Origin of the sequence: Pseudomonas sp. MF6755 (genome assembly GCF_016405635.1) — a bacterium.
In the GTDB taxonomy this organism is placed as follows: domain Bacteria; phylum Pseudomonadota; class Gammaproteobacteria; order Pseudomonadales; family Pseudomonadaceae; genus Aquipseudomonas; species Aquipseudomonas haemolytica.
In genome coordinates this window covers 54,741-76,564 of record NZ_JAEKDA010000011.1, presented here as the reverse complement: position 1 = coordinate 76,564, position 21,824 = coordinate 54,741, and the positions used below count along the sequence as shown (strand labels likewise).

Below are 21,824 nucleotides of genomic sequence, written 5' to 3'. Positions count from 1 at the left end.
AAACAATGACTACGCAACTGACCGTCGACCCTGTTGAAAACCATCTGGCCAATGGCCTCAAAGACCTCTGGTTCCCGGTATTACCCTCGGACCTGCTGGGGGAAAAGCCGGTGTCGGTGCGCCGCCTTGGCTACAAGATTGCCCTGTGGCGAGACAACGATGGCCGCGTCCATGCCCTGGAAGACCATTGCCCTCATCGCGGCGCGCCGCTGTCCCAGGGCCCGGTGCTGGGTGATCGTTTGCAGTGCCCGTATCACGGCATCGAAGTACGCTGTGACGGCACCGTGACCAAGGTGCCGGGCAGCCCCGGCTGCAAACTCGAGGGCAGCCGCCCGACCCGCATGTTCCATACCCGCGAAGCGGCGGGTGCGATCTTTTTGTTCAACGCCACCGACCCGCACTTGCAGACACCGCCGGAACTGGTGTTGCCCGAGCAGCTTACTTCCCCTGAGTGGAGCAGCTTTGTCTGCTACACCGAGTGGAAAGGTGACTACCGCTACGTGATCGACAACGTCATGGACCCGATGCATGGCACCTACCTGCACAAGATGTCGCACTCGATGAGCGAAGGCGAAGCCACCGCCAAGTTCGTTACCCGCGACACCGACAACGGGTTCTTCTTCGAGAAGGAGGGCCAGCGTGGGGTGAACTTTGACTGGACCGAGTTCATGGACAACGGCTGCCACTGGCTGCGCCTGGAAATCCCCTACCCGAAAACCGGCGGCCCGGGCGGCAACTTCACCATTATTGGCAGCTATACGCCGAGCAGCCGCGCGCTGTCAGCCGTGTTCCACTGGCGTTGCCGACCGCTGACCGGCTGGCAGCGCAACACCTGGCGCTTCCTCTACAAGACCCGCCTGGAAGCCCGCCACTGGGCAGTGCTGGAACAGGATCGGGTGCTGTTGGAGTTCATGGAGCCGGACGCCAACCAGCGCGAAAACCTCTACCAGCACGATCTGGGTGTGGTGCGCATGCGCCGTTACCTGAAGAACGCGGCCAAGGCCCAGCTTGAACTGATCGCAGCGAAGCAGCTGCCATGAACCCGGTCGTGGTGGCGCCCGCCGGGGCCAGTTGGTCGAATGCGCTGCTGATCGGTCGCGAGGTGGTGATGTCGGGGATGACTGCGCACCCCGCCAGCCGCGAGGCGACCCTGGACTGCTACGCCCAGACCCTGGTGGTGCTGGGCAAGATCCAGGCCCTGGTGGAGGCTGCCGGTGGGCATATCGGCACTATCTACCGGCTGACGGTGTACCTCACCGATATTGCCGACAAGGACCAGGTGGGCCGCGCCCGTCGGGATTTTTTCGGCGGGCAGGCAGTGTTTCCCACGTCCACCCTGGTGGCCGTCAGCGCGCTGGTGTTTCCTGAACTACGGGTGGAGATCGAGGCCAGTGCCAGGCTCGATGTCGACCTGCGTACCGTCACAGAGGTGAATGATGTCTAAGCCCTCCCTGCTCACCGCCCGTGTGCACACTCTGCGCTATGAAGCCGAAGGCATCATCAGCGTCGAGTTTCGGCCGTTGGGCGATACCGTGTTCCCGCCGTTCGAGGCCGGCTCGCACATCGACCTGCACCTGGCCAACGGCCTGGTGCGCAGTTACTCGCTGCTCAACTCTCCCAGCGACCAGGGGCGCTATACCGTCGGCATCCTGCGTGACCGCAACAGCCGGGGTGGCTCGGAATATGTGCACAGCCAACTGCGGGTCGGCATGCCGCTGTCGATCTCGGCGCCACGCAACAACTTCGCGCTGGACCTGAGCGCCAGCCACAGTGTGCTGGTGGCCGGTGGCATCGGCATTACGCCGATCTACTGCATGTTCCGCCAGTTGCTGGCCCAGGGGAAATCCGCCGAGCTGATCTACTGCGCGCGCTCGCGCCAGGAAGCGGCGTTGGTGGAGGCGTTGAACGGGCTCGATGCGCGGGTGGTGTACCACTTCAATGACGAAAAAGGCGTGCCGCCCGACCTCGCCGCCTACCTCGCCGGCCAACCGGCAGATACGCACTTCTACTGCTGCGGGCCCACGCCGATGCTGGATGCCTTTGAGAGCACCTGTGAGCGCCTGGGTTACCCCCATGCGCATATCGAGCGCTTTACCGCCGCCGAACTGCCGCCCAGCGAAGATGCCCGGAACAGCTACAGCGTGGAACTGAAAAAATCCGGCAAGACGCTGACGGTGGAACCCGGTTTGAGCTTGCTGGATGTGCTACTCGAAGCCGGTTGCGACGTTGACCACAGCTGCCGCGAAGGGGTATGCGGCTCCTGTGAAACGCGGGTAGTGGAAGGTGAGATCGACCACCGCGATGGGGTGCTGACCAAGGCCGAGCGTGCGGCGAACAAGTCGATGATGGTGTGTGTTTCCGGCTGCAAGAGCCAACGGTTGGTGCTCGACCTCTAGCTGATGTAGGAGCGAGTAAGCTCGCTCCTACAGTGTCACCGGTAAAACAGAGTAAGTGCCCGTTTCATTGGCAGCGTGCAATAAAGACGCACCTATCATGGGCAACGTTGTTACCGCACTTTCTCGCCGTTTCATGGGTTATACAAACAGTGTTGTTTCCCATATAAACAATTGTTTTTAAGCCGTTTTTTTACAAAACCCCAACTAATTACCCGCCTGGCACACTTCCTGCTCTACTCCTATGCGCCCACTGATCAAACAGCGTTTCACCGATAAAACAATAATAACCAACACTTAAACCCGGTAAGACCCGCTCCCTCCTTAGTTGCCTTTAAAGGCAAGTGGACGAGTGTTGCCGATCACCCGGTATAGCCGAGTATTACAAGGTGAGGTCGATATGAAGCGTCATGTCTTATGTGCAGGGTTGATGTTTGCCAGTTTCACCAGTTTCGCCGCCGAACCGATACCTTCCGAGCCAGTGCGGGCCAACGCCGCCAACAAACCCTTCCCGCATATTTCCTGGCGCAGTGAAGCCGGTGACAGCAGCCTGGATATTGGCGGCGCGTTGCGCACCAATTATCGCGACGAGCATTGGGGCACCACCGAGAACAATGGTCGCTTCCTCTTCGACACGTTCCGCCTGGATGTACAGGCCACCTACAAGAGCCTCTATAGCGATATCGGCTACTGGTTCCAGGACGATGGCAAACGCTCCATCGACCGTGGGTTCGTCGGTTATCGGCTCAATGCAAACTCGAACCTGCAGCTGGGGGCGCCGTTCAAGCCGTTTGGCCTGGAGCCATACCCACAATTTGGCTGGAGTTACCACCTGCCGTTTTTCATGGGCTATGCAGTGAGCGCCGGCACCGGCCTCAAGTACAGCTACAAGGACCAGGATTGGGATGTGCAGTTGGGCTTCTTCCCGCGCATGTTGCCCAGTGATATTCGCTACTCGCCTGAAGTGGGGCGCTATGCCGACCTGAAGGACAATGCGATTGCCTTCACACAGTCGCGCCAAGACAACGAAAAACGCAACCAGCTCAACGCCCGCGTGGCGCGAACGTTCAACAACGATGGCTGGAAGACCGAGATCGGCGCGTCGCTGACCACCGCCCAGTTGTACAACGCCACCACCAAGGATGATGGCGACTACTGGGCCGCGGGTGTGCACGCCGTCATCAGCAAGGGCCTGTGGACGGTCACCACCCAGGCCATCCGCTACGAATACGATCCCGAAAACCCGGCCGGCGTCAGCAAGGATTCGGTGCTGATGGGCGGCAATGGCCTGACCCCGGCGTACCTGATCGCCTCTAAGGCCAGCCTGGCCTCGGTCAACCTCGGTTATGACGTCTACACGCCAGCGCTGGGGCAGTTGAAGAAGGTCAAGCTGTACACCGACTACAGCCGGATGAAGAAAGACAAAAGCGCCTGGGATGACTCGCAGATGTTCACCGTGGGCGCACAGTTCCTGGCGATGCCGGTGATGGCTTGGGTCGACCTGACCTGGGCCAGGAACGCCAACCCCTACGGCGGCGCAGAGAATGGCAGCGGCTTTACCAACACCAGTTCGGTGGGCAGCAATGAGTGGTATTACCGCACTAACGTCAACATCGGGTATTACTTTTAAGCCTGACGCACACAGGGGCTCTGGATCGGCGCGACCCCGCTGACGCATGAATCGATCCAGCCCCTTGACCCGCTTACCGTTCCTCGCCCCGTTGCGTTGTTTGCAGACGTCTGGCGCTCACCTAGGTATAGTGCCGCCCCTCTTCGCGTCTGCGGCCGTCGGTAACGAGGCCCGGATACAACGCGAAAGCGCATGAATAACAACACCCGCAAAAGGATGGGGATCGAAGCGTCGTGCACTGCCTGGTGCTGAGCGATGCGTCGGACCGTCCTGCGTTTGCCATCAGAAAAATCAGCGAGGAACACTCCATGCTCGAAGTCATCAACGACTTCCTCTCAGGGAAAGTACTGATCGTGCTCATAGTCGGGCTCGGCGGTTATTTCACGATCCGCTCGCGTTTCGTTCAATTGCGTCACTTTTTCCATATGTTCTCGGTGTTTAAAGACAGCCTGAAGAGCAGCGCCGGCCAACTCAGCTCGTTCCAGGCGCTGATGCTCAGCCTGGCCGGCCGCGTCGGTGCCGGTAACATCGCAGGCGTCGGTATTGCCGTGACCCTGGGTGGCCCGGGCGCCGTGTTCTGGATGTGGGTCACCGCACTGGTGGGCATGTCGTCGAGCTTTATCGAGTGCTCCCTTGGCCAGTTGTACAAGCGCACGGACGCTGAAGGTACCTACCGTGGCGGCCCGGCGTATTACATCCAGCATGGCCTGCACAAACGCTGGCTGGGCATGGTCATGGCGTTCCTGCTGCTGGTGACCTTCGGTTTTGCCTTCAACGGCCTGCAAGCCCACGCTGTGACCCACTCGCTGAACAACGCTTTCGGCCTGGATACCACCTACACCGGCCTGGCGCTGGCGGTGTTGCTGGGCCTGGTGTTCATCGGCGGGATCAAGCGTATTGCCTCGATTGCCGACCTGCTGGTGCCGGTCAAGACCCTGGTTTACATCGCGGTGACCCTGTACGTGATCGTGCTGCAATTCGACCACGTACCCGCCATGCTCGCGACCATCGTCAAGAGCGCCTTCGGCCTCGACCAAGCCTTCGGTGGCCTGGTGGGCAGCGCAATCATCATGGGCGTGAAGCGCGGCGTGTTCGCCAACGAAGCCGGCCTGGGCAGTGCGCCTAACGTGGCGGCAGTCGCTTCGGTTGAACACCCGATCGCCCAAGGCGTGGTGCAAGCGTTCAGCGTGTTCCTCGACACGTTCATCATCTGCACCTGCACCGCGTTGCTGATCCTGCTTTCCGGTTTCTACACCCCAGGCTTTGAAGGCGACGGCATTGCCCTGACCCAGAACTCCCTGGCGGCGGTAGTGGGTGACTGGGGCCGGATGTTTATCTCGGTGGCCCTGGCGTTGTTCGTGTTCACCTCGATCATGTACAACTACTACCTGGGCGAGAGCAACCTGCGCTTTCTGGTCGGCAACAATCGCAAGGTGCTGATGGGCTACCGCGCGTTGGTACTGGTGCTGATTTTCTGGGGTTCGATCGAGAACCTGAGCACCGTGTTCGCCTTCGCCGACATCACCATGACCATGCTGGCGTTCGTCAACCTGTTCGCCCTGGCGTTCCTGTTCAAGATCGCCATGCGCATCCTGAACGACTACGACAACCAGCGCGCGGCAGGCATCAAGACCCCGGTGTTCGACTCCAGCCAGTTCCCTGACCTGGACCTGGACCGCAAGGCCTGGCCGGCCAACCCGGTGAAGCCTGAGCCAACCGCTCAAGCATCCGCTGAACCGAGCGCTCAAACGCAACGCTGAGAACGCCCCCTAGGTAGATGACACGCCGCCCGGCCTTGGGCATGCTCTGGGCCCGGCGGCGTTTTTCGTTCAGGAGATTTTTCATGCAACCAGCTAACAACGTCATGGTGCTCTACACCGGCGGCACCATCGGTATGCAGGCCAGCGCCAACGGCCTGGCCCCCGCGTCGGGTTTTGAAGCACGCATGCGTGAGCAGCTTGCCAAGCAGCCAGTGCCCGCCTGGCGCTTTCGCGAAATGTCGCCGCTGATCGATAGCGCCAACATGACCCCGGCCTACTGGCAGCGCCTGCACGTCGCCGTGGTTGAAGCGGTGGACGAGGGTTGCGATGCCGTACTGATCCTGCACGGCACCGACACCCTGGCCTACAGCGCAGCGGCCATGAGTTTTCAACTGCTGGGCTTGCCGGTACCGGTCGTGTTCACCGGTTCCATGTTGCCTGCCGGTGTGCCGGACAGCGATGCCTGGGAAAACGTCAGCGGTGCGTTGGAGGCATTGGGCGAAGGTCTCGCACCGGGTGTGCACCTTCACTTCCACGGCGCGCTGATGGCTCCGACCCGTTGCGCGAAGGTCCGCAGTTTCGGGCGCCATCCATTTGCAGCCTTGCAACGCAATGGCGGCGTAGCCCAGGCGGATAACCTTCCCGCCGCGATGGATTACCGTCACGACAAGGCTCTGGCCAATGTCGGCGTGCTGCCGCTGGTGCCGGGCATCGCCGCCGGGCAATTGGATGCGTTGATCGACAGCGGTATCCAGGCGCTGGTGCTGGAGTGCTTCGGCAGTGGCACCGGGCCGAGCGATAACCCAGCGTTCCTCGCCAGCCTCAAGCGCGCACAGGACCAAGGCGTGGTGGTGGTAGCGATCACTCAATGCCATGAGGGCGGCGTGGAACTGGACGTGTACGAAGCTGGCAGCCGTTTGCGCGGCGTGGGCGTGCTATCCGGTGGTGGCATGACCCGTGAAGCGGCGTTCGGCAAACTCAATGCCTTGATCGGCGCCGGGCTGGACACCGCCGAAATTCGCCGCTTGGTGGAACTGGACCTGTGCGGCGAACTGAGCTGACCGGCATACAAATTGCTCCACTTCCAGCCACCCCCTGGCTGGAAGTTCCCATGTTGCACTCCCACCTCACCACCCTCAATGCCGTGTCCCTGGTGCTCAACACCTTCAAAGCCGAAGGTCTGTCCGCCGACGCACTGCTGGCCGGCAGCGGTATCTACGCAGCCGACTTGAGCCGTGCCGACACCCGCATCACCACCAATCAGGAAATGCGCGTGTGTGCCAACGCGGTCGCCCTGCGCCCGGATGTGGGCCTGGAGCTCGGCCGCCAGATGCATGTCTCGGCTTACGGCATGCTCGGTTACGCCCTACTCACCAGTGCCACCTTCGGTGACGCTTTACGCCTCGCGCTGCGTTATCCGGCGCTGCTGGGAACACTTTTCGAGCTCAGCCTTGAAGAGGACGACGAGCGAATCTGGTTCACCGCCAGCGACTACCGAGAAAATCCCACACTGGAAACGTTCAACGTTGAACTGTGCTTGACGTCACTCAAGGTGATTTGCGACGACCTACTCGGCCAGCCCCTACCGCTACTCGCTGCACGCTTTGAACACGATGCCCCGGACTACCGCACGCGTTACGCAGAACACTTTCCCTGCCCGATGCAGTTTCAAGCCACGGCCAACGCCTTTGCCTTCGAGAAGCATTGGCTCAAGCAGCCACTACCCTTGGCTGATGCCATTACCCACCAGGCCATGGCTGAACGCTGCCGCAAACAGAACCTGGAGTTCACCGGGCGCCAGGCCTGGCTGGGCAGGATCCGCCAACTACTCACCGCCCAGCTCAACGCCGCACCTGGCCTGGAAGGCTTGGCCGAGCAAATGAACTGTTCAGCGCGTACCCTGCGCCGACATCTGCACGACTTGGGCAGCAGCTATCAAGAACTGCTGGACGAGTTGCGCTTCGAGCGCGCCAAGCAACTGTTGGCTGAAGGCCAGTGGCCGATCTACCAGATTGCAGAGGCGCTGGGGTTCAGCGAGACCGCCAGTTTCAGGCATGCATTTGTGCGTTGGAGCGGACTGGCACCGAGCCAATTTCGCGCATGACGCCCCATCGAGGGGCGAATTTCGGACAAACAATTTGGCCTTATTTATCCCCTTTTGGCCGCTCCTGCCGTTCTCTTAAAATCGGCCCGCCGCAAGACTGGACCCACTGATACAGCCTGCGGAGAACAACAATATGCTGACGATCTACTCGGACGATCACCACCTGCACCACGGCCGCTGCGAATTGATGGACGGGCAACTGATGCCCTGCTTCGAAATGCCCTCGCGCGCCGACCATGTACTGCAACGCGTCAAGGCGCGTGACCTGGGCCCGGTGCAGTCCCCGCAGGACTTTGGCCTGGCACCGCTGCAACGCATTCATAGCCGCGACTACCTCGACTTCTTCAAAGGTGCGTGGGAGCGCTGGACCGAATTCGGCCAGGACGGCGACCTGCTGCCCTACACCTGGCCAGCGCGCACCCTGCGCCGGGTGATACCCACCAGCCTGCACGGCCAGTTGGGTTACTACAGCTTTGACGGCGGTGCACCGATTACGGCCGGCACATGGCAAGCCGCCTACAGTGCGGCGCAGGTCGCACTCACCGCACAACACGCCATCGCGCAAGGTGCCAACGCAGCGTTTGCCTTGTGTCGCCCGCCGGGGCATCACGCCGCCAGCGATTTGATGGGCGGTTATTGCTACCTCAATAACGCGGCGATTGCCGCCCAGGCGTTTCTCGACCAGGGCCATGAAAAGGTCGCGATCCTTGATGTGGACTATCACCACGGCAATGGCACCCAGTCGATTTTCTATGACCGCCGTGATGTGCTGTTCACCTCGATCCACGGGCATCCGGAGGCGGAGTTTCCGTTTTTCCTGGGCTATGCCGACGAGCTGGGTGCAGGCGCGGGTGAAGGCTTCAATTTCAACTATCCCCTGCCGGCAGGTTCCGGCTGGGAGGGTTGGAGCGCAGCGCTCGAAGAGGCCTGTCAAGAGATCGAGCGCTACGGCGCCGATGTCATCGTGGTGTCCCTGGGCGTGGACACCTTCAAGGACGACCCTATCTCACAGTTCAAACTCGACAGCCCGGATTATCTGGCGATGGGGGCGCGCATCGCGCGGTTGGGCAAGCCGACGCTGTTCGTGATGGAAGGCGGCTACGCCGTGGAAGAAATCGGCATCAATGCCGTCAACGTTCTCGAAGGTTTCGAGGGGGCCACCCAATGAACATGCTCAAGTCACTCGCCCTCTGTGCAGCCGTTCTCGGCGGCGCAGCCCACGCCGAAGAAAAACCCCTCAAGGTCTACAACTGGTTCGACTACATCACGCCCAAGGCACTTGAAGACTTCAAGGCGCAGAACCCGAAGATCAAGCTGGTGTATGACATCTTCGACACCAACGAAGCCCTTGAAGCCAAACTGCTCACCGGCAACTCAGGTTATGACGTGGTGGTGCCGTCCAACGTGTTCCTGGCCAAGCAGATCGAAGCCTTGGTGTTTCAGCCCCTGGACCGCAGCCAACTGCCAAACTGGCAACACCTCGACCCTAAGCTGATGAAACTGATCGAAGCCAATGACCCGGGCAATAAATTTGCCGTGCCCTACATGTACGGCACCATCCTCATCGGCTTCAACCCGGCCAAGGTCAAGGCAGCGCTGGGGGATAATGCGCCAGTGGACAGCTGGGACCTGATCTTCAAGGAAGAGAACATCAGCAAGCTCAAGCAGTGCGGCGTGGCGCTGCTGGACTCGCCCTCGGAGATCCTGCCCCTGGCATTGCAGCACCTGGGCCTGGACCCCAACAGCAGCAACCCCAAGGACTACGTCAAGGCCGAAGCGCTGTTGATGAAAATCCGCCCCTACATCACCTACTTCCACTCCTCCAAGTACATGGCCGATATCGCCAACGGAGATATCTGCGTGGCCGTGGGTTATTCCGGCAGTTTCTCTCAAGCTGCCAACCGCGCCAAAGAAGCCAAAAACGGCGTAACCGTGGACATGCGCCTGCCCAAGGAAGGCGCACCGATCTGGTTCGACATGCTCGCCATACCCAAGGGCGCGCAAAACCCGCAGGACGCCTACACCTTTATCAACTACCTGCTGCAACCCCAGGTGATTGCGCCGATCAGTGACTTTGTTGGCTACCCCAACCCGAACAAGGACGCTACCGAGCAGGTCGACCCGGCGATCCGCAATAACCCCAACCTGTACCCTACCGATGCGGCGATGGCCACGCTCTACACGCTCAAACCCCTGGGCCGTGATGCCGAACGCGCCAGGACGCGGGCCTGGACCAAGATCAAGTCCGGTACCTGACCCTTAGCGGGGCGGGCTTGCTTGCCCTTATTTATCTACCGTTCTCGCCGTATCTGGAATCGTTACCTTGCGCCTCCCAAGGCCCGTCGCTGCCGCGCGGGCCAACGCTCGCCAAGGAACTGCAGATGCCTAACAGCACGCCCGTCACGGATACGCCTCAAAACGATCGACCGCCCAATGTCTATGAACTGCTGACCCAAATGACCGCCGGCCCCACCAGCCGGGAAGTGGCCAGTGCCACGTTGCGCAACGCCCTGCGCGAGCAGTACCCCACGGTGGACATCAACCCGGACCTGGCCATGGTCTGTACACCGCGCTGGCAAATCGTTGACGATAAAATCGTTTCGCTGGATGGTTTTTTCGAACCGCTCACTTCCGTCCTCGCACGCCAGGCCATATCGCCCGACCCTGTCATCTATATCGACGGCGAGCATTACCTTTCACTCCAACCCAGTGCCAGCAATGACGTGCACCTGCCGGTGAAGATCGATGCCGTGGGGCGCTTGATCAATGAGCTGTCGCCGCTGCTGTTCACTGCGTTTCAGGAACAGCAGCTCGATTACTGGAACCAATCGAACGGCAGCAGCGGCCCGCGCTGGCAAGTGTTCGCCAACTCACTGTGCAAGGTATGGAACGTGAGCACGGTGGAAGGCTGGGATGCCGATGACTGTGCCATGGCCCGCATGCTGTTTCACTCCCCCCAACAGGAAAACCGCAGCCTCAAGAACCCGTACAAAAGCCGGGCCTATCTGATTGATGTCGATATTCTGCGCAATGGCCAGACCCACCATGCCGGCGTACTGGACAAGGCGGTATTGATCGGCGAGCACGGAAAAACAACCCGGATCCTCACCTACTCGCTGGTCAGCGGCTACGAGAAATTTGACTCATTGCAAGCGCTTGGCGAAAACCTGGCGACCCAAGTGACCGGCGCGCAACAGGATATAGCGCTGCAATGGCGCCTGTCTGAACCGACCGGCAACTTTTTCGACAGCCTGGCCTGTGCCCTGATCGCCATGCAAATCGACACCCTCGGCCAGTTAGGTGCGGCCCAAGACCGCGAGCCACACAGCCAACCCAGCGCCCCCATAAGCCTCACCCGCGCAGTACCCAGCATAGAAGAGCTGAGCGCCCACTCCATGTCGAGCATTCGCCAGATTCAACAGCGCATACCCGACTGGCTGGCCAACGCCAGCGACACCGATGCCGCTGCCTATGGCCGCTACCTCATCAACCTGGCGCAGGTGCATACGCACAACCAAGGCCGCTCGTTTCTGGACGGTATTGCACCGATACGCGACTACGCCCGCACACAATTACAGAACCGACTCAGAGGCCGTATACGCGGCACCAGGATCAAACCTGACAAGGTCGAGGTGGTCATCCGCAGCCCTGTCATCTGGGGGACGTTCACGGTACCCGGACAGGTCGACATCACGCGACGCAACCTGGTCGACCTCGCCCTGGAAAATCTCACCGGCCTGCCCACCGGAGACACCAGCGTGGAATACAACGGCGCTCCGGCGCCCGATTGGCTGCCCTATAGCTACCTCGAGGAGGTGATCACAGAGCTGGATATCGGCGAGCACTACCCGGCGCTGATCAAGCGTACGCTGCTCGAAGACTCGACTCAGTCTGCGGCTCGGCAGTTGCTCTACACCGACCACTTGCAGGTGCAGCTACCGCTGCTGGCCTTGCAATGGAAGATCCAAGCGCGCAACGACATCAATGAGCTCGGCTACCGCTACGTCGCCGCCGTGATGAAAACCGACGCGCACCAACGCCAGGTGGACGGGCAGGAAATCGTCATCCGTCAATTGGCCTTCATCCCCACGCTGCGCCCCGGCAACAGCAAGGATGCGGTCACCAACATGTTCCTGATCGAGCCAAAAACCGCCGATACGGGCCCTTGTCTGCTGTACCGCCCTTTGCTTGAACCGGTGCTGCGCCAGTTCCCCTCCCGGCAAAACCTGCTCTATGCGATCAAACATGAGCGGCAACTACGTGAATCGGTGCTGGCGTGGTTGCCCGAAGAAGTACGCTTCAACTATGCGCAATACGTGTTCCCCGATACCTGGCCCTCGCCATGGACCCTCGCCCGAGCCTTGGTCGAACCCGCCACCGTTGTGTATATGAGCGGCCCTCTGACCTTCAGTGACGAAGTGCTGGGCAATGACATGCTGGGGACGTTGTTCAAGGCCAATGCCAATGCCATGGTCGAACTTGCGACTCGCCAGTCCGTATCCAACGTGCAAAAACGCTGGGCGACCTATCGCCAGGCCGGCTGGCAGATTTTCAATGCAGTCCTGCCGTTCCTTGGCCCAACGGTGGGTGTCGCCGCGTGGATGTGGCAAATCATGAGCGACCTGGAAGAGGTCGAAAAAGCCCTCAATGCCCCAGACGAGCCAACACCCTGGACCTCGCTGGTGGACCTTTGGCTGAACCTGAGCATGGCCTTGGTGCTGCATGCGGCCACGCGTCATCCGACCACGCAGCAGACGAGCGAACCGTTAAGCCTCAAGGCACCCGAGGAGCCGGTATTGATCGACGTCCCAGAGAAGCCGGCATTGCCGGTGCCCAAGATCACCTCGGTGCAAATGCCAGACCTGCCCAGCGCCGACCTGTTCACGTTGCACCCTGGCGCCCTGCACAGCAGCGGCGCACTGAGCCGCACCTCATCAAGCCTGGGCATGCGGTTGGACAGTTTCAAAGTAGAACGGCCCGCGGCATTGGGTGAGCAGAACAAACAGCCCGGTACCCATCACTATCTGTACCCCGCCGACAGCAAATGGTACGCCCCGGTCGGTGAGCGCTGGTTCGAAGTGCAGGTGGACGCCAACGACAATGTGGTCATTGTCGATTCGCTCAGCCCAACACGCTCCGGCCCGCTCTTGATCAATAACATGGCCGGGAAATGGTTCGTCGATACCCGCCTGCGCCTGCGCGGTGGAGGGTTTCGCAATCGCCGCAAAGCAGCTCAGGGCCAGAAGCCTTCGCGTATTGAAGAGCTGCGCAAAAGCCTCGCTGAATTCAATTCCACTGAACTGGGTCGGCAAAGCGACCTTTCCGCTGCCCTTGCCGCCATTGATTCGCAGCCGGGGCCGTCCACCGAGTCACGTCGCCAATCCTTTATCAGTGATGTGAATGCACGCTTGCTGGAGTACGACGTGCCGATTCGCCAACTCAGGTCCCTGGGCATCATCGACACGGTGCCCGATTACCAGAGCTACATGATCAGCTACCTGGGAAACCAACTGGCGTTGACCCGAGCGGCGATCGATGAACAGCTGCCCACCTACCGTAGCGCCTTGACGGCCTCCCTGGACGTGCTGGAAACGTCGGAGCCCGTAGAGCCCGCGCTGCAGACACAAGTCGCCCAAAGCCTTGCAACCCAGAGCCTGGAAATGATCATGCGCCTGGAGTACGTGACCGGCCGTTTCAAAGAGCTGGAAAACCTCGGTGCAGAGGGTGCCAAAGTCATCCAGTCGACAGTGCGCGCCTTACCCAATATGACGCTGTCCGACCTCAAGAACCTGATGGTCAGCGTGTCACGCTACCTGTGCATCAATGCTGGCGACAGCGAAGTATTGACCAATGTCCGCGCACAGTTAGGCGACATCGTCGATGCCGCCGAGCTGAATGTGCAGAGCCTCACCGACCTCATGAGTCAGCCTCAGGACAGCACCCTGGATGAACGCATCGACGTGCTCAACAGCCTGGCTGAGCAACTCTCGGTCGTTGACCAGCGCCTGCTGGACCTGCACGCCGATTACACTGAGCAACTCCAACGCGAGCCCTTGGAAAACCTGCGCCAACGCATTGACGAGTTTCATCAACAGGCCCTGCGTGAACTGGTGCAGACGTTGCGCAAACGCAAAGCCTTGGAGCCCAAGCCCAGCCCATCGAAACCACCCGAGCAACCTCAACGCAAAATCATCAAGACTCGCTTCAAGGGCACCGTGGTGGGAGAGCCACGCGAAAACGACGCCACGTTGGTGGACGTCAAGGCCCCTCTGACCGGCAAGGTCATCGCCACCTTCCACGAAAAAAATCCTGGGGTTTGGGTCGAGCACAAAGCAACCACCGCTCCCCCGGCAGGCTCAAGGCCAGCCGACCTGGGAGTAAGCCTCAACGCCGGGCAACAGTTGCTGGATGAAGAAAGAGCCTTTACCCAACGCATTTTGGCCCGCTCGCGCAAACCGGAGCGCATACCGGTAGAAATCGAAGAAATGTTCCACCAACAAGCGGCACGCCTGGAGGAGGCCGTGACCACGGTGGAGGCGGCCCTGACCCAACTCAATCTCACCGAAAGCGACCGCCCCTCAGCCGCCACGCTCAACCGCAACCTCAATGAGAGCGCCAAGCGCCTATATGAGCTGGGCACCCAAACGCGGATCAATATGATCAAACAACAACCGCCCACGGCGGCGCGACTGCAATGGTTGCACGATCAAGGGCTGGTGAAGATTGCCAAGGTAACTAATCGTCAACGCCTCAAAGGCCCCAGCAACTACTTGGACGAATATGAAATCCGCGACAGCCAAAACAATACCGTGCTGTGGTATGCGCACTTTCACTACTCGTCATCCAAGGCAGCCCTCGAAGACTTTATCGACGGCGCGGGGCACCTCAAAACCCGCCAGCAGCGAAAACTCGGCGGCAAGGTACAGCGCATCGGCACCAGCGACAAAGACCTGATCGACATTCACCGCAGTGAAATCAGTCCGAGGCTGGCCAAATCACTGTTTTTCGAAGGCTGACCTCAACCCTGCCATGCCGCCCGCAGCCGTGCCAGCGCGTCGCTGATCGCCGCCTCCGGCACGGCGGCGAAGCCCAGCACCAGGCCGGCGCGTTGGTCGGCGGGCGTCGCAGAGCTGGGTAGCCAATAACTGCTCAAGCCGTTCACTTCTACGCCGACAGCGAGGGCTTGGGCCAGCAATTGCTGCTCGCGCGCCAGGCTGTCCACACGCACCGTCAAGTGCAGCCCCGCCGCAACGCTGGGCAGTTCGCCCACACCTGGCAACCCACTGGGCCAACCGGCGAGCAAGGCATTGCGGCGACTCAGCGCGGCACGCCGCATGCGCCGGATATGCCGCTGGAAATGCCCGGCCGCCATAAACTCCGCCATCACTGACTGGGTACTGACCTCGGAATGGCGCATATCCACGGCGCGGCGCCGGGTAAAGGCGCCCACCAAGCCTGGGGGCAGTACCAGATAGCCCAGGCGCAAGGCCGGGAACGCCACCTTGCCGAAGGTGCCGACATACAGCACGCGTGCGCTGCGGTCCAAGGCCGCCAACGGCGCCAGAGGCGCGCCGCTGTAGCGATATTCACCGTCGTAGTCGTCCTCGATAATCCAACCGTTCGTGCGCTCGGCCCATGCCAGTAGTTCCAGGCGGCGCGCCAGGCTCATCACCACACCCAAAGGGTACTGGTGCGAGGGTGTGACATACGCCACGCGGCAATCACCCAACGTATTGAGCACCTGGCAGTCGATGCCCTCGCTGTCCACCGGCACGCCATGCAGTCGCCCACCGGCCAGGGCGAACGCATGGCCTGCCGCACGATAGCCAGGGTTTTCTACTGCAACGCCGTCCCCCGGCTCCACCAGCAACTGTGCACAAAGGCTAATTGCCTGCTGTGCGCCACTGGTGATCACTATTTGTTCAGCGCTGCATTGCATGCCCCGGGAGCTGCGCAGGTAAGCCGCAATCAACCCGCGCAGGCGGCCGTCACCCGCCGGGTCGCCATAACACAGCTGCTCAAGGTCCGGCTTGCGCCAGAACGCCCCGTTCAGCTTGGCCCACACCTCGAACGGAAACAGATCGAATGCCGGCACACCCACGCGAAATGCCCGCGGTGGCCCTGCTGGCGGGCTAGGGAGAAAGTTGTTTTTAATCCGCGCCAAACCCGCAATGTGGATAACTTCAGGGTCCAGGTCTTCCGATGAATTCACCCGTTTTGTGGATAAGGCTGGGGATAAGCCTGTTAATAAGCCTGTGGATACTTTTGTGGATAGTTTTTTAGAGGTAGGCAATTGAGCTACGTAAGTGCCATCACCGACACGGCTTTCGATGAAGCCCTCCGCATACAACTGGTCGTAGGCCCGTACCACGCTGTTGCGCGAAATCGACAACGCCGCCGCCAGATCGCGCGTGGCGGGCAACCGTGTGCCACTGACCAGCCGCCCGTCCAGTACGCGCTGGCGCAAAGCTTCATACAGCTGCCGAGTCAGGCCCTGGCGGCGATCCAGCTCGATCCCGGCAGGGTTGAATGACAACGGCGGCGAAACAGGCGGCATATTGGACCTATGAAATTGGCGCTAGATGGCTCTTACAACGAACCATTAGCCTGCCTAGGATGCAGGCATTCGCCAAGGAAAACTTTCATGTACACACCCCGCGCCTTTGCCCTCGATGATTTGCCCGAAATCCAGCAATTGATCCAGCACACCCGCCTGGCGCAACTCGTGACCGTTGGTGAGCAAGGCCTGCAAGCCAGTCACCTGCCGCTGTTGCTCAACCCCGATGAAGGCGCCCATGGCACCCTCTACGGGCACTTGGCCAAGGCCAACCCGCAGTGGCGTGATCTGCAAAATGGCAGCCAGGCCCTGGTGATCTTTGCCGGTGCCGACGCCTACGTCAGCCCGGCGTTTTATCCGGCCAAGGCCGAACACGGCAAAGTGGTACCCACCTGGAACTACATCGCCGTGCATGCATACGGCGACCCCGAAGTGTTTACCGACGCCGAACGCTTGCTGGCCGTGGTCACGGCGTTGACCGACCGCCATGAAGGCCAGCGCACCCAGCCGTGGAAAGTCAGCGACGCCCCGGCCGACTACATTGACGGCATGCTCAAGGCTATCGTCGGCTTTGCCCTGCCGATCGAGCGACTGGTCGGCAAGCGCAAACTCAGCCAGAACCGCAGCGAGGCCGACATCAACGGCGTGCGCGAAGGCCTGGCCGCCAGCGTGGATGTGCGCGACCAGACCCTCGCCCGCTTTATTCCCCAAGGAGTTTCAGAATGAGCCCGATCGACATCCGCCCGGTCACCGCCGCCGACCACGCCGCCTGGCTGCCGCTGTGGCAGGCGTATTTGACGTTCTACAACACCGAGCTGCCGGACGCCGTCAGCCAGAGCACCTGGCAGCGCTTGATCGATACCAGCGAGCCAACCCACTCGGCCCTGGCCTGGAAGGACGGCAAGGCGGTGGGCATGGTCAACTTCATCTACCACCGCTCCAACTGGAGCATCGAGAACGCGTGCTACCTGCAGGATTTGCTGGTAGACCCGAATCAACGCGGCACCGGTGTGGGCCGCAAACTGATCGAATTCGTCTACGCCACCGCCAAGGCTGACGGTTGCTGCAAGGTTCACTGGCTGACCCACGAAACCAATGCCACCGCGATCCAACTCTACGAACGCATCGCCGAACGCCCTGGCTTCATCCAATTTCGCAAAGGTCTTTAAGGAGCGCAGCATGTCCACTTCCCTCGCCAACTGGAAAGGCGTCCCGGCGCCCACGGTGCAACGGCTTGAAGGGCGGTTTATCCGCCTGGAAAAACTTGACCCTGAGCGCCACGGCGATGACCTGTTTAACGCCCTGCAAGGCCCCGGTGCCGATCCCAAGCTGTGGGACTATTTGCCCTATGGCCCCTTCCCTGAACGCAGCACGTTTGATGCCTGGCTGAACAATCACGCGGCCCATAACGACCCGTATTTTTTCAGCGTGATCGACCGCGCGACCGGCCAGGTCCAAGGCATCCTCAGCCTGATGTCGATCGTCCCCGAACAAGGCCGCATCGAAATCGGCCACGTCACCTTCGGCGCACCAATGCAGCGCTCGCCCAAAAGCACTGAGGCGGTGTACCTGCTGGCCAAGTACGCTTTCGAGCAAGGTAACCGCCGCCTGGAATGGAAGTGCAACAACGCCAACGCCCGCTCCAAGTACGCGGCCGAGCGCTTGGGCTTCAGCTTTGAAGGGGTGTTCCGCCAGCATACGGTGGTCAAGGGCAAGAACCGGGATACCGCGTGGTATTCGATCATCGATTCGGAATGGCCGAAGGTGGGCGCGGGCTTTGAAGAATGGTTGTCGGAAGGGAATCAGAGCGGTGATGGGCAGGTGAAAACGTTGGCCGAGTGCCGGGCCTGATGATTGTTGTGGTGAGTGGCTTGCCCTCTCACCACAAGTCCAGGCATGCCTTAGCTTCTGCGGACCCTCACCACGCCCATCTTCAAACCAAACGGCCTGAATACCGCATTCAACGACTTCAGCGTCTGATTCCCTTCGCCATGCTCAATATGCACCAACGTACGCACGGAGATTTTGCACATCTTGGCGAATTGACTCTGATGCAGGCCGGTGACTTCGGTGCGCAGGCGGCGTACCGCTGCGGCGATTTCCAGCGTGCCATCCGCCAAGGCATCCTGGATGCTTTCTATCAACCGGGTTCGTTCTTCAACGGTCAGGCTCATTTCAGTCCCCACTCTTTCAGGCGCTGCGGCAAATTTTTCAAGGCAATGCCCGGATGATTCATCGTCACAGCCGGCAGGCCGCTGGCATTGAGGATTTCTGGCAAGGCTGAAAACTGTTGCGCCGCTACCCTCAGGTCTTCGAACAACTTCCGGCTGTCGACAAGGTCGCCCAACACATCACACACACCCTTCCAGTTCACGTCGCCCGCCCGCTCAAGCGCCCTGGGCCATTTGGTCGTGCGCGTGATGCCCTCGTCGTCCATCACCATCGGCGCCAAATCGTAAATAGGGGCAAGGCGCAAGGCGTTCGCTTCACGAATGATCGAGGTATTGCGACCATGGTTGTCCGAGTTACCGAGGATTTTGTTCAGCAGATCGCGTTTGAGGTACTCAGCAACCAAGGCCGGTACTTCACTGGACTGGCCCGCCTCCCGCCACAACCCGACCAGCAGCTCCACAACCTCGCGATGCGCCATGGCACTGCCAGGTTCAGTGACACCCGCCAATGAGTCAATCGACTCCACGGCATAGCGCTCGACCCCATGCTCAGTGACACATCGATCAAAGCGTTGCATCCACAAACTGGGCTTGCCTGCTTCCTCCAGTGACAATCCTGACGAAGGCACGGTATCAATTCCCAAGGTCTGCAAAGCTTTGTAATAGTGGTATTCGCTACGAAGAATATCCTGATCCATCTGCGTGCCTTTGTTGCGCGCAAACTTCACGAACCAATGCTGCTTGACCTGTTCGTCATCCAGAACTGCATCCGGGAACAACAAACCGCCGTGGTTTTCCGTCAGCAGCAGCTTCGGCGCCTCGCCGCCCGCGCCTGTGGCTCCGCCGATAGCCGCGCCTTGTTCATAGGCATATTCGAGAAAACGGTTATCCCGCTGGATGACTTCATCACGCTCAAATCCTATGGCAGGCTGATTGTCCAAGGCCTCAATCGATTCTTTGATCCGCATATGGCCGATGGGAGCGGGCGTGCTGCGCATCAGCAGAAAAAGCTCTGCGCTGATGTCATCTGGTTTTTCCCGGCCAATACGCGCCATCAGAAAACGTTTAGCGGCACCCGCCGGTGCGATGTCATGCACGAAGGCGGGAGCATGCTGGGACCTACCGCCTTCCCATTGCAGGGGGAATCCGGTGCTCACGGACGTAGCGAAGGGAGTTGCCAACTCATCGAGGTGGCTCACCAGGTAGCGCTGGTCATAACCAAAGCTGCACCGGCTTTTGAACCCCTGTTGCGGCGTATCAAAAGTCAGGAGCATGGCGTCCTGCCACTTTCCCTTGGTATAGATTTGTAGAGTCAGGCTGACCATGGCGTTTACCTGCAATTTAATGCATTCGCAAATTAAAAAAGCGCTCCAGAATTGCAATATAGTGCAGATAGGCTCTGTGTGCACGCGCGAAAACTGCATTAAAATGCAGATTGAAAACAAATCATAAAGAATTTACGCATTAAATTGCATATAAGGCTCCCCCCTCATCTCCGACACATTCCTGCAATCCCCCTCCGCTATACAGACCGACACACCGACCACCACCAGCCAAACCCTGACCGGCAATGGCACGGCCTTCAACGTGGACGGCAGCGCCCTGGATCGCGACAGCCTGCTGCTGGAAGCGGGCCTGGACGTGGGCTTGTCAGCCCGCCATCGCCTGGGCCTGGGCTACACCGGTGACCTGGGCAGCAATAGCCGCAATCATGCGCTGACCGGCCAATGGCAGATGAGTTTTTAATCGCGCCGTACTAAAGACAACTCCCGCAAACCAGGAGTCGATAACCTGACAGTTATCGCCACGCCAGCTCGCTAAATTCCCGGCCTCATACATCAGAGGTTGGGAATTCATGTCTTTTGCACGCCAAAGAATCGCAGTTGCCATCAGCCTTGCGGTTGTCGCCAGTTTTCAACCTGCGCAAGCGCGAGGCGATATCGAATACAAGCCCAGTTTGAATCAATTCTATGACGCGGCCATCCCCACAGACGGGGGCCCGCTCCTCCCACCGCCCTACCCGGCACACATCACCCAACAGGCCACCTCGCACAACGGCCTGCAGGTTGCCAAAGTCCTGGAGCCGGCATTGATGGACCTTGTGAGCTCCGGCTTTTGGGACGCGGAAGAACTCAAAGACCTGCAAAAAGACTTTGAGGAACTGAGCAAACAGCCCGGTGGTATCGGCGCAGTCCTTGAACAATTGGCCGGTAGCCAAAACGCCAACCTGGCTGGCGCGACACAGAACTCCACGCAGCACCTGAGCAACCAATTGCTCTCCACCTTGCGCACGCTGCCTGCTAATGACGACGGCCACTTCTGGGTACAGGGCCTGGGCAACGGCGGCAACCTTAACTCACGGCGCGGTAGCGCCGGGCTGAAACATGGTACCCAAGGCTTGCTCTTGGGCGCTGACTGGGCACTCGACCACGCCTGGCGCATCGGTGTCATGGGTGCAAAAACCTCCAGCCGCTTCGACGCCCCACGTTTTGCCGCCGACCTCGACAGCTGGCACCTGGGTGGCTACGCGGTGCGCCAGGACGGCCCATTCGCCTTGCGCCTCGGGGCGGTCTACAGCAACCATGCCGGGCAAAACAAACGCAATGTCGCCGCCCTGAATTACAAGGAGCAGCTCAAAGGCAACTACAACGCCAACAGCCAAACCCTGTTCTCCGAGCTGGGCTATCAACTAGGCAGCGCCGATTTCAGTGTCGAGCCTTTCGCCGGCATCGGCTACCAACGCTATCAACGCGAAGGCTTCAAAGAGCGTGGTGGCCTGACTGCGTTGAACGTTGGCTCACAGACCCAGCAAAACCTGAACAGTACCCTCGGCCTGCGCCTGGCAACGGTGTATCGGTTTGATAACAATTTGAGCCTCACGCCCCACCTCAGCACGAGCTGGAAACACCGCTATGGCGACGTTGACAGCCAGGTGCGCCAAACCTCGCGCCATGCGCCGGACCTGATTGACGGCTTCACCATCACGGGCACTGCCCTGGATCGCAATAGCCTCGACCTGCAAGCGGGCCTGGACCTCGCCTTATCGGCAGACCACAGCATCGGCCTGACCTATACCAGCCAAGCCGGTACCGATAGCAGCAACCAAGGCCTGATGGGGCAGTGGAAAATGATCTTCTAAGCCTGCCAATCGCTCAATGGCAGGCAAAAAAAAGGAGGGCACCTGCCCCCCCGAGGATTAAACGTTAGTC

The 21,824-nt window shown here is 60.2% G+C and carries 17 protein-coding genes and 1 pseudogene; 15 read left to right on the top strand and 3 right to left on the bottom strand.

Going from position 1 to position 21,824, the window contains the following annotated elements; genetic code table 11:
- The first annotated feature begins 5 nt into the window (after nt 1–5).
- From JFT66_RS16180 to JFT66_RS16135, 10 genes are all read left to right on the top strand, one after another.
- On the top strand, nt 6–1,040 hold the full coding sequence (locus JFT66_RS16180; RefSeq protein WP_198859629.1) for an aromatic ring-hydroxylating oxygenase subunit alpha: 1,035 nt from the start codon (nt 6–8) through the stop codon (nt 1,038–1,040).
- Nucleotides 1,037–1,444 carry a Rid family hydrolase gene (locus JFT66_RS16175; RefSeq protein ID WP_034116490.1) on the top strand — a complete coding sequence of 136 codons (408 nt, stop codon included), beginning with the start codon at nt 1,037–1,039 and terminating at the stop codon, nt 1,442–1,444. Before JFT66_RS16180 ends, JFT66_RS16175 begins: the two co-directional genes overlap by 4 nt.
- Complete coding sequence (locus JFT66_RS16170; protein WP_198859628.1) at nt 1,437–2,396, top strand: PDR/VanB family oxidoreductase; 960 nt, start codon at nt 1,437–1,439, stop codon at nt 2,394–2,396. The genes JFT66_RS16175 and JFT66_RS16170 overlap by 8 nt, the downstream gene beginning before the upstream one ends.
- Before the next feature lie 397 nt (nt 2,397–2,793).
- Nucleotides 2,794–4,023, top strand: a complete 1,230-nt coding sequence (locus tag JFT66_RS16165; protein ID WP_198859627.1) for a hypothetical protein — start codon at nt 2,794–2,796, stop codon at nt 4,021–4,023.
- Between the two features lie 308 nt (nt 4,024–4,331).
- Nucleotides 4,332–5,783 (top strand): alanine/glycine:cation symporter family protein, encoded by a 1,452-nt coding sequence (locus tag JFT66_RS16160; RefSeq protein WP_034116697.1) that lies wholly within the window; start codon nt 4,332–4,334, stop codon nt 5,781–5,783.
- A gap of 83 nt (nt 5,784–5,866) precedes the next feature.
- Nucleotides 5,867–6,844: an asparaginase gene (locus JFT66_RS16155; protein WP_153837324.1), complete on the top strand. Its 978-nt coding sequence runs from the start codon at nt 5,867–5,869 to the stop codon at nt 6,842–6,844.
- 50 nt (nt 6,845–6,894) lie between these two features.
- Entirely contained in the window at nt 6,895–7,887 is a 993-nt protein-coding gene (locus JFT66_RS16150; RefSeq protein WP_034116494.1) for an AraC family transcriptional regulator, read from the top strand.
- Nucleotides 7,888–8,020: 133 nt separating this feature from the next.
- A complete protein-coding gene (locus JFT66_RS16145) occupies nt 8,021–9,055 on the top strand; it encodes a histone deacetylase family protein (protein WP_198859626.1) in 1,035 nt (344 codons plus the stop codon).
- Nucleotides 9,052–10,143, top strand: a complete 1,092-nt coding sequence (locus JFT66_RS16140) for a polyamine ABC transporter substrate-binding protein (protein WP_034116496.1) — start codon at nt 9,052–9,054, stop codon at nt 10,141–10,143. Before JFT66_RS16145 ends, JFT66_RS16140 begins: the two co-directional genes overlap by 4 nt.
- Nucleotides 10,144–10,268: 125 nt before the next feature.
- Nucleotides 10,269–14,903 carry a dermonecrotic toxin domain-containing protein gene (locus JFT66_RS16135; protein WP_198859625.1) on the top strand — a complete coding sequence of 1,545 codons (4,635 nt, stop codon included), beginning with the start codon at nt 10,269–10,271 and terminating at the stop codon, nt 14,901–14,903.
- A 2-nt stretch (nt 14,904–14,905) separates the two neighbouring features.
- Here JFT66_RS16135 and pdxR read toward each other — a convergent pair whose 3' ends face one another.
- Entirely contained in the window at nt 14,906–16,444 is a 1,539-nt protein-coding gene (gene pdxR, locus JFT66_RS16130; RefSeq protein WP_198859624.1) for a MocR-like pyridoxine biosynthesis transcription factor PdxR, read from the bottom strand.
- Nucleotides 16,445–16,531: 87 nt separating this feature from the next.
- Here pdxR and JFT66_RS16125 point away from each other — a divergent pair, with 87 nt between their 5' ends.
- The 3 genes from JFT66_RS16125 to JFT66_RS16115 are packed head-to-tail and all read left to right on the top strand — an operon-like array spanning nt 16,532 to nt 18,295.
- Nucleotides 16,532–17,170, top strand: a complete 639-nt coding sequence (locus JFT66_RS16125; protein WP_034116499.1) for an FMN-binding negative transcriptional regulator — start codon at nt 16,532–16,534, stop codon at nt 17,168–17,170.
- Nucleotides 17,167–17,613 carry a GNAT family N-acetyltransferase gene (locus JFT66_RS16120; protein WP_034116500.1) on the top strand — a complete coding sequence of 149 codons (447 nt, stop codon included), beginning with the start codon at nt 17,167–17,169 and terminating at the stop codon, nt 17,611–17,613. The genes JFT66_RS16125 and JFT66_RS16120 overlap by 4 nt, the downstream gene beginning before the upstream one ends.
- A 10-nt stretch (nt 17,614–17,623) precedes the next feature.
- Complete coding sequence (locus tag JFT66_RS16115; RefSeq protein ID WP_198859623.1) at nt 17,624–18,295, top strand: GNAT family N-acetyltransferase; 672 nt, start codon at nt 17,624–17,626, stop codon at nt 18,293–18,295.
- Between the two features lie 50 nt (nt 18,296–18,345).
- Here the strand turns inward: JFT66_RS16115 and JFT66_RS16110 are convergent, their stop codons facing one another.
- Both JFT66_RS16110 and JFT66_RS16105 read right to left on the bottom strand, forming a co-directional pair.
- Nucleotides 18,346–18,618 carry a helix-turn-helix domain-containing protein gene (locus JFT66_RS16110; protein WP_153871241.1) on the bottom strand — a complete coding sequence of 91 codons (273 nt, stop codon included), beginning with the start codon at nt 18,616–18,618 and terminating at the stop codon, nt 18,346–18,348.
- Nucleotides 18,615–19,940 (bottom strand): type II toxin-antitoxin system HipA family toxin, encoded by a 1,326-nt coding sequence (locus tag JFT66_RS16105; protein WP_198859622.1) that lies wholly within the window; start codon nt 19,938–19,940, stop codon nt 18,615–18,617. The genes JFT66_RS16110 and JFT66_RS16105 overlap by 4 nt, the downstream gene beginning before the upstream one ends.
- 208 nt (nt 19,941–20,148) lie before the next feature.
- On the opposite strand from JFT66_RS16105, the pseudogene JFT66_RS16100 reads away from it, so the two are divergent.
- A pseudogene (locus JFT66_RS16100) lies at nt 20,149–20,361 on the top strand (autotransporter domain-containing protein); the annotation flags it as partial.
- A gap of 109 nt (nt 20,362–20,470) precedes the next feature.
- A complete protein-coding gene (locus JFT66_RS16095; RefSeq protein WP_198859621.1) occupies nt 20,471–21,754 on the top strand; it encodes an autotransporter outer membrane beta-barrel domain-containing protein in 1,284 nt (427 codons plus the stop codon).
- Nucleotides 21,755–21,824 lie beyond the last annotated feature (70 nt).

What these genes read in the sequence shown, in the direction of transcription:
- JFT66_RS16175 (WP_034116490.1), top strand. Translation starts at nt 1,037, where the DNA reads ATGAACCCGGTCGTGGTGGCGCCCGCCGGGGCCAGTTGGTCGAATGCG.
- JFT66_RS16105 (WP_198859622.1), bottom strand. Translation starts at nt 19,940, where the DNA reads ATGGTCAGCCTGACTCTACAAATCTATACCAAGGGAAAGTGGCAGGAC.
- JFT66_RS16160 (WP_034116697.1), top strand. Translation starts at nt 4,332, where the DNA reads ATGCTCGAAGTCATCAACGACTTCCTCTCAGGGAAAGTACTGATCGTG.
- JFT66_RS16165 (WP_198859627.1), top strand. Translation starts at nt 2,794, where the DNA reads ATGAAGCGTCATGTCTTATGTGCAGGGTTGATGTTTGCCAGTTTCACC.
- pdxR (WP_198859624.1), bottom strand. Translation starts at nt 16,444, where the DNA reads ATGCCGCCTGTTTCGCCGCCGTTGTCATTCAACCCTGCCGGGATCGAG.
- JFT66_RS16145 (WP_198859626.1), top strand. Translation starts at nt 8,021, where the DNA reads ATGCTGACGATCTACTCGGACGATCACCACCTGCACCACGGCCGCTGC.
- JFT66_RS16150 (WP_034116494.1), top strand. Translation starts at nt 6,895, where the DNA reads ATGTTGCACTCCCACCTCACCACCCTCAATGCCGTGTCCCTGGTGCTC.
- JFT66_RS16140 (WP_034116496.1), top strand. Translation starts at nt 9,052, where the DNA reads ATGAACATGCTCAAGTCACTCGCCCTCTGTGCAGCCGTTCTCGGCGGC.
- JFT66_RS16095 (WP_198859621.1), top strand. Translation starts at nt 20,471, where the DNA reads ATGTCTTTTGCACGCCAAAGAATCGCAGTTGCCATCAGCCTTGCGGTT.
- JFT66_RS16155 (WP_153837324.1), top strand. Translation starts at nt 5,867, where the DNA reads ATGCAACCAGCTAACAACGTCATGGTGCTCTACACCGGCGGCACCATC.
- JFT66_RS16135 (WP_198859625.1), top strand. Translation starts at nt 10,269, where the DNA reads ATGCCTAACAGCACGCCCGTCACGGATACGCCTCAAAACGATCGACCG.
- JFT66_RS16115 (WP_198859623.1), top strand. Translation starts at nt 17,624, where the DNA reads ATGTCCACTTCCCTCGCCAACTGGAAAGGCGTCCCGGCGCCCACGGTG.
- JFT66_RS16125 (WP_034116499.1), top strand. Translation starts at nt 16,532, where the DNA reads ATGTACACACCCCGCGCCTTTGCCCTCGATGATTTGCCCGAAATCCAG.
- JFT66_RS16170 (WP_198859628.1), top strand. Translation starts at nt 1,437, where the DNA reads ATGTCTAAGCCCTCCCTGCTCACCGCCCGTGTGCACACTCTGCGCTAT.
- JFT66_RS16120 (WP_034116500.1), top strand. Translation starts at nt 17,167, where the DNA reads ATGAGCCCGATCGACATCCGCCCGGTCACCGCCGCCGACCACGCCGCC.
- JFT66_RS16180 (WP_198859629.1), top strand. Translation starts at nt 6, where the DNA reads ATGACTACGCAACTGACCGTCGACCCTGTTGAAAACCATCTGGCCAAT.
- JFT66_RS16110 (WP_153871241.1), bottom strand. Translation starts at nt 18,618, where the DNA reads ATGAGCCTGACCGTTGAAGAACGAACCCGGTTGATAGAAAGCATCCAG.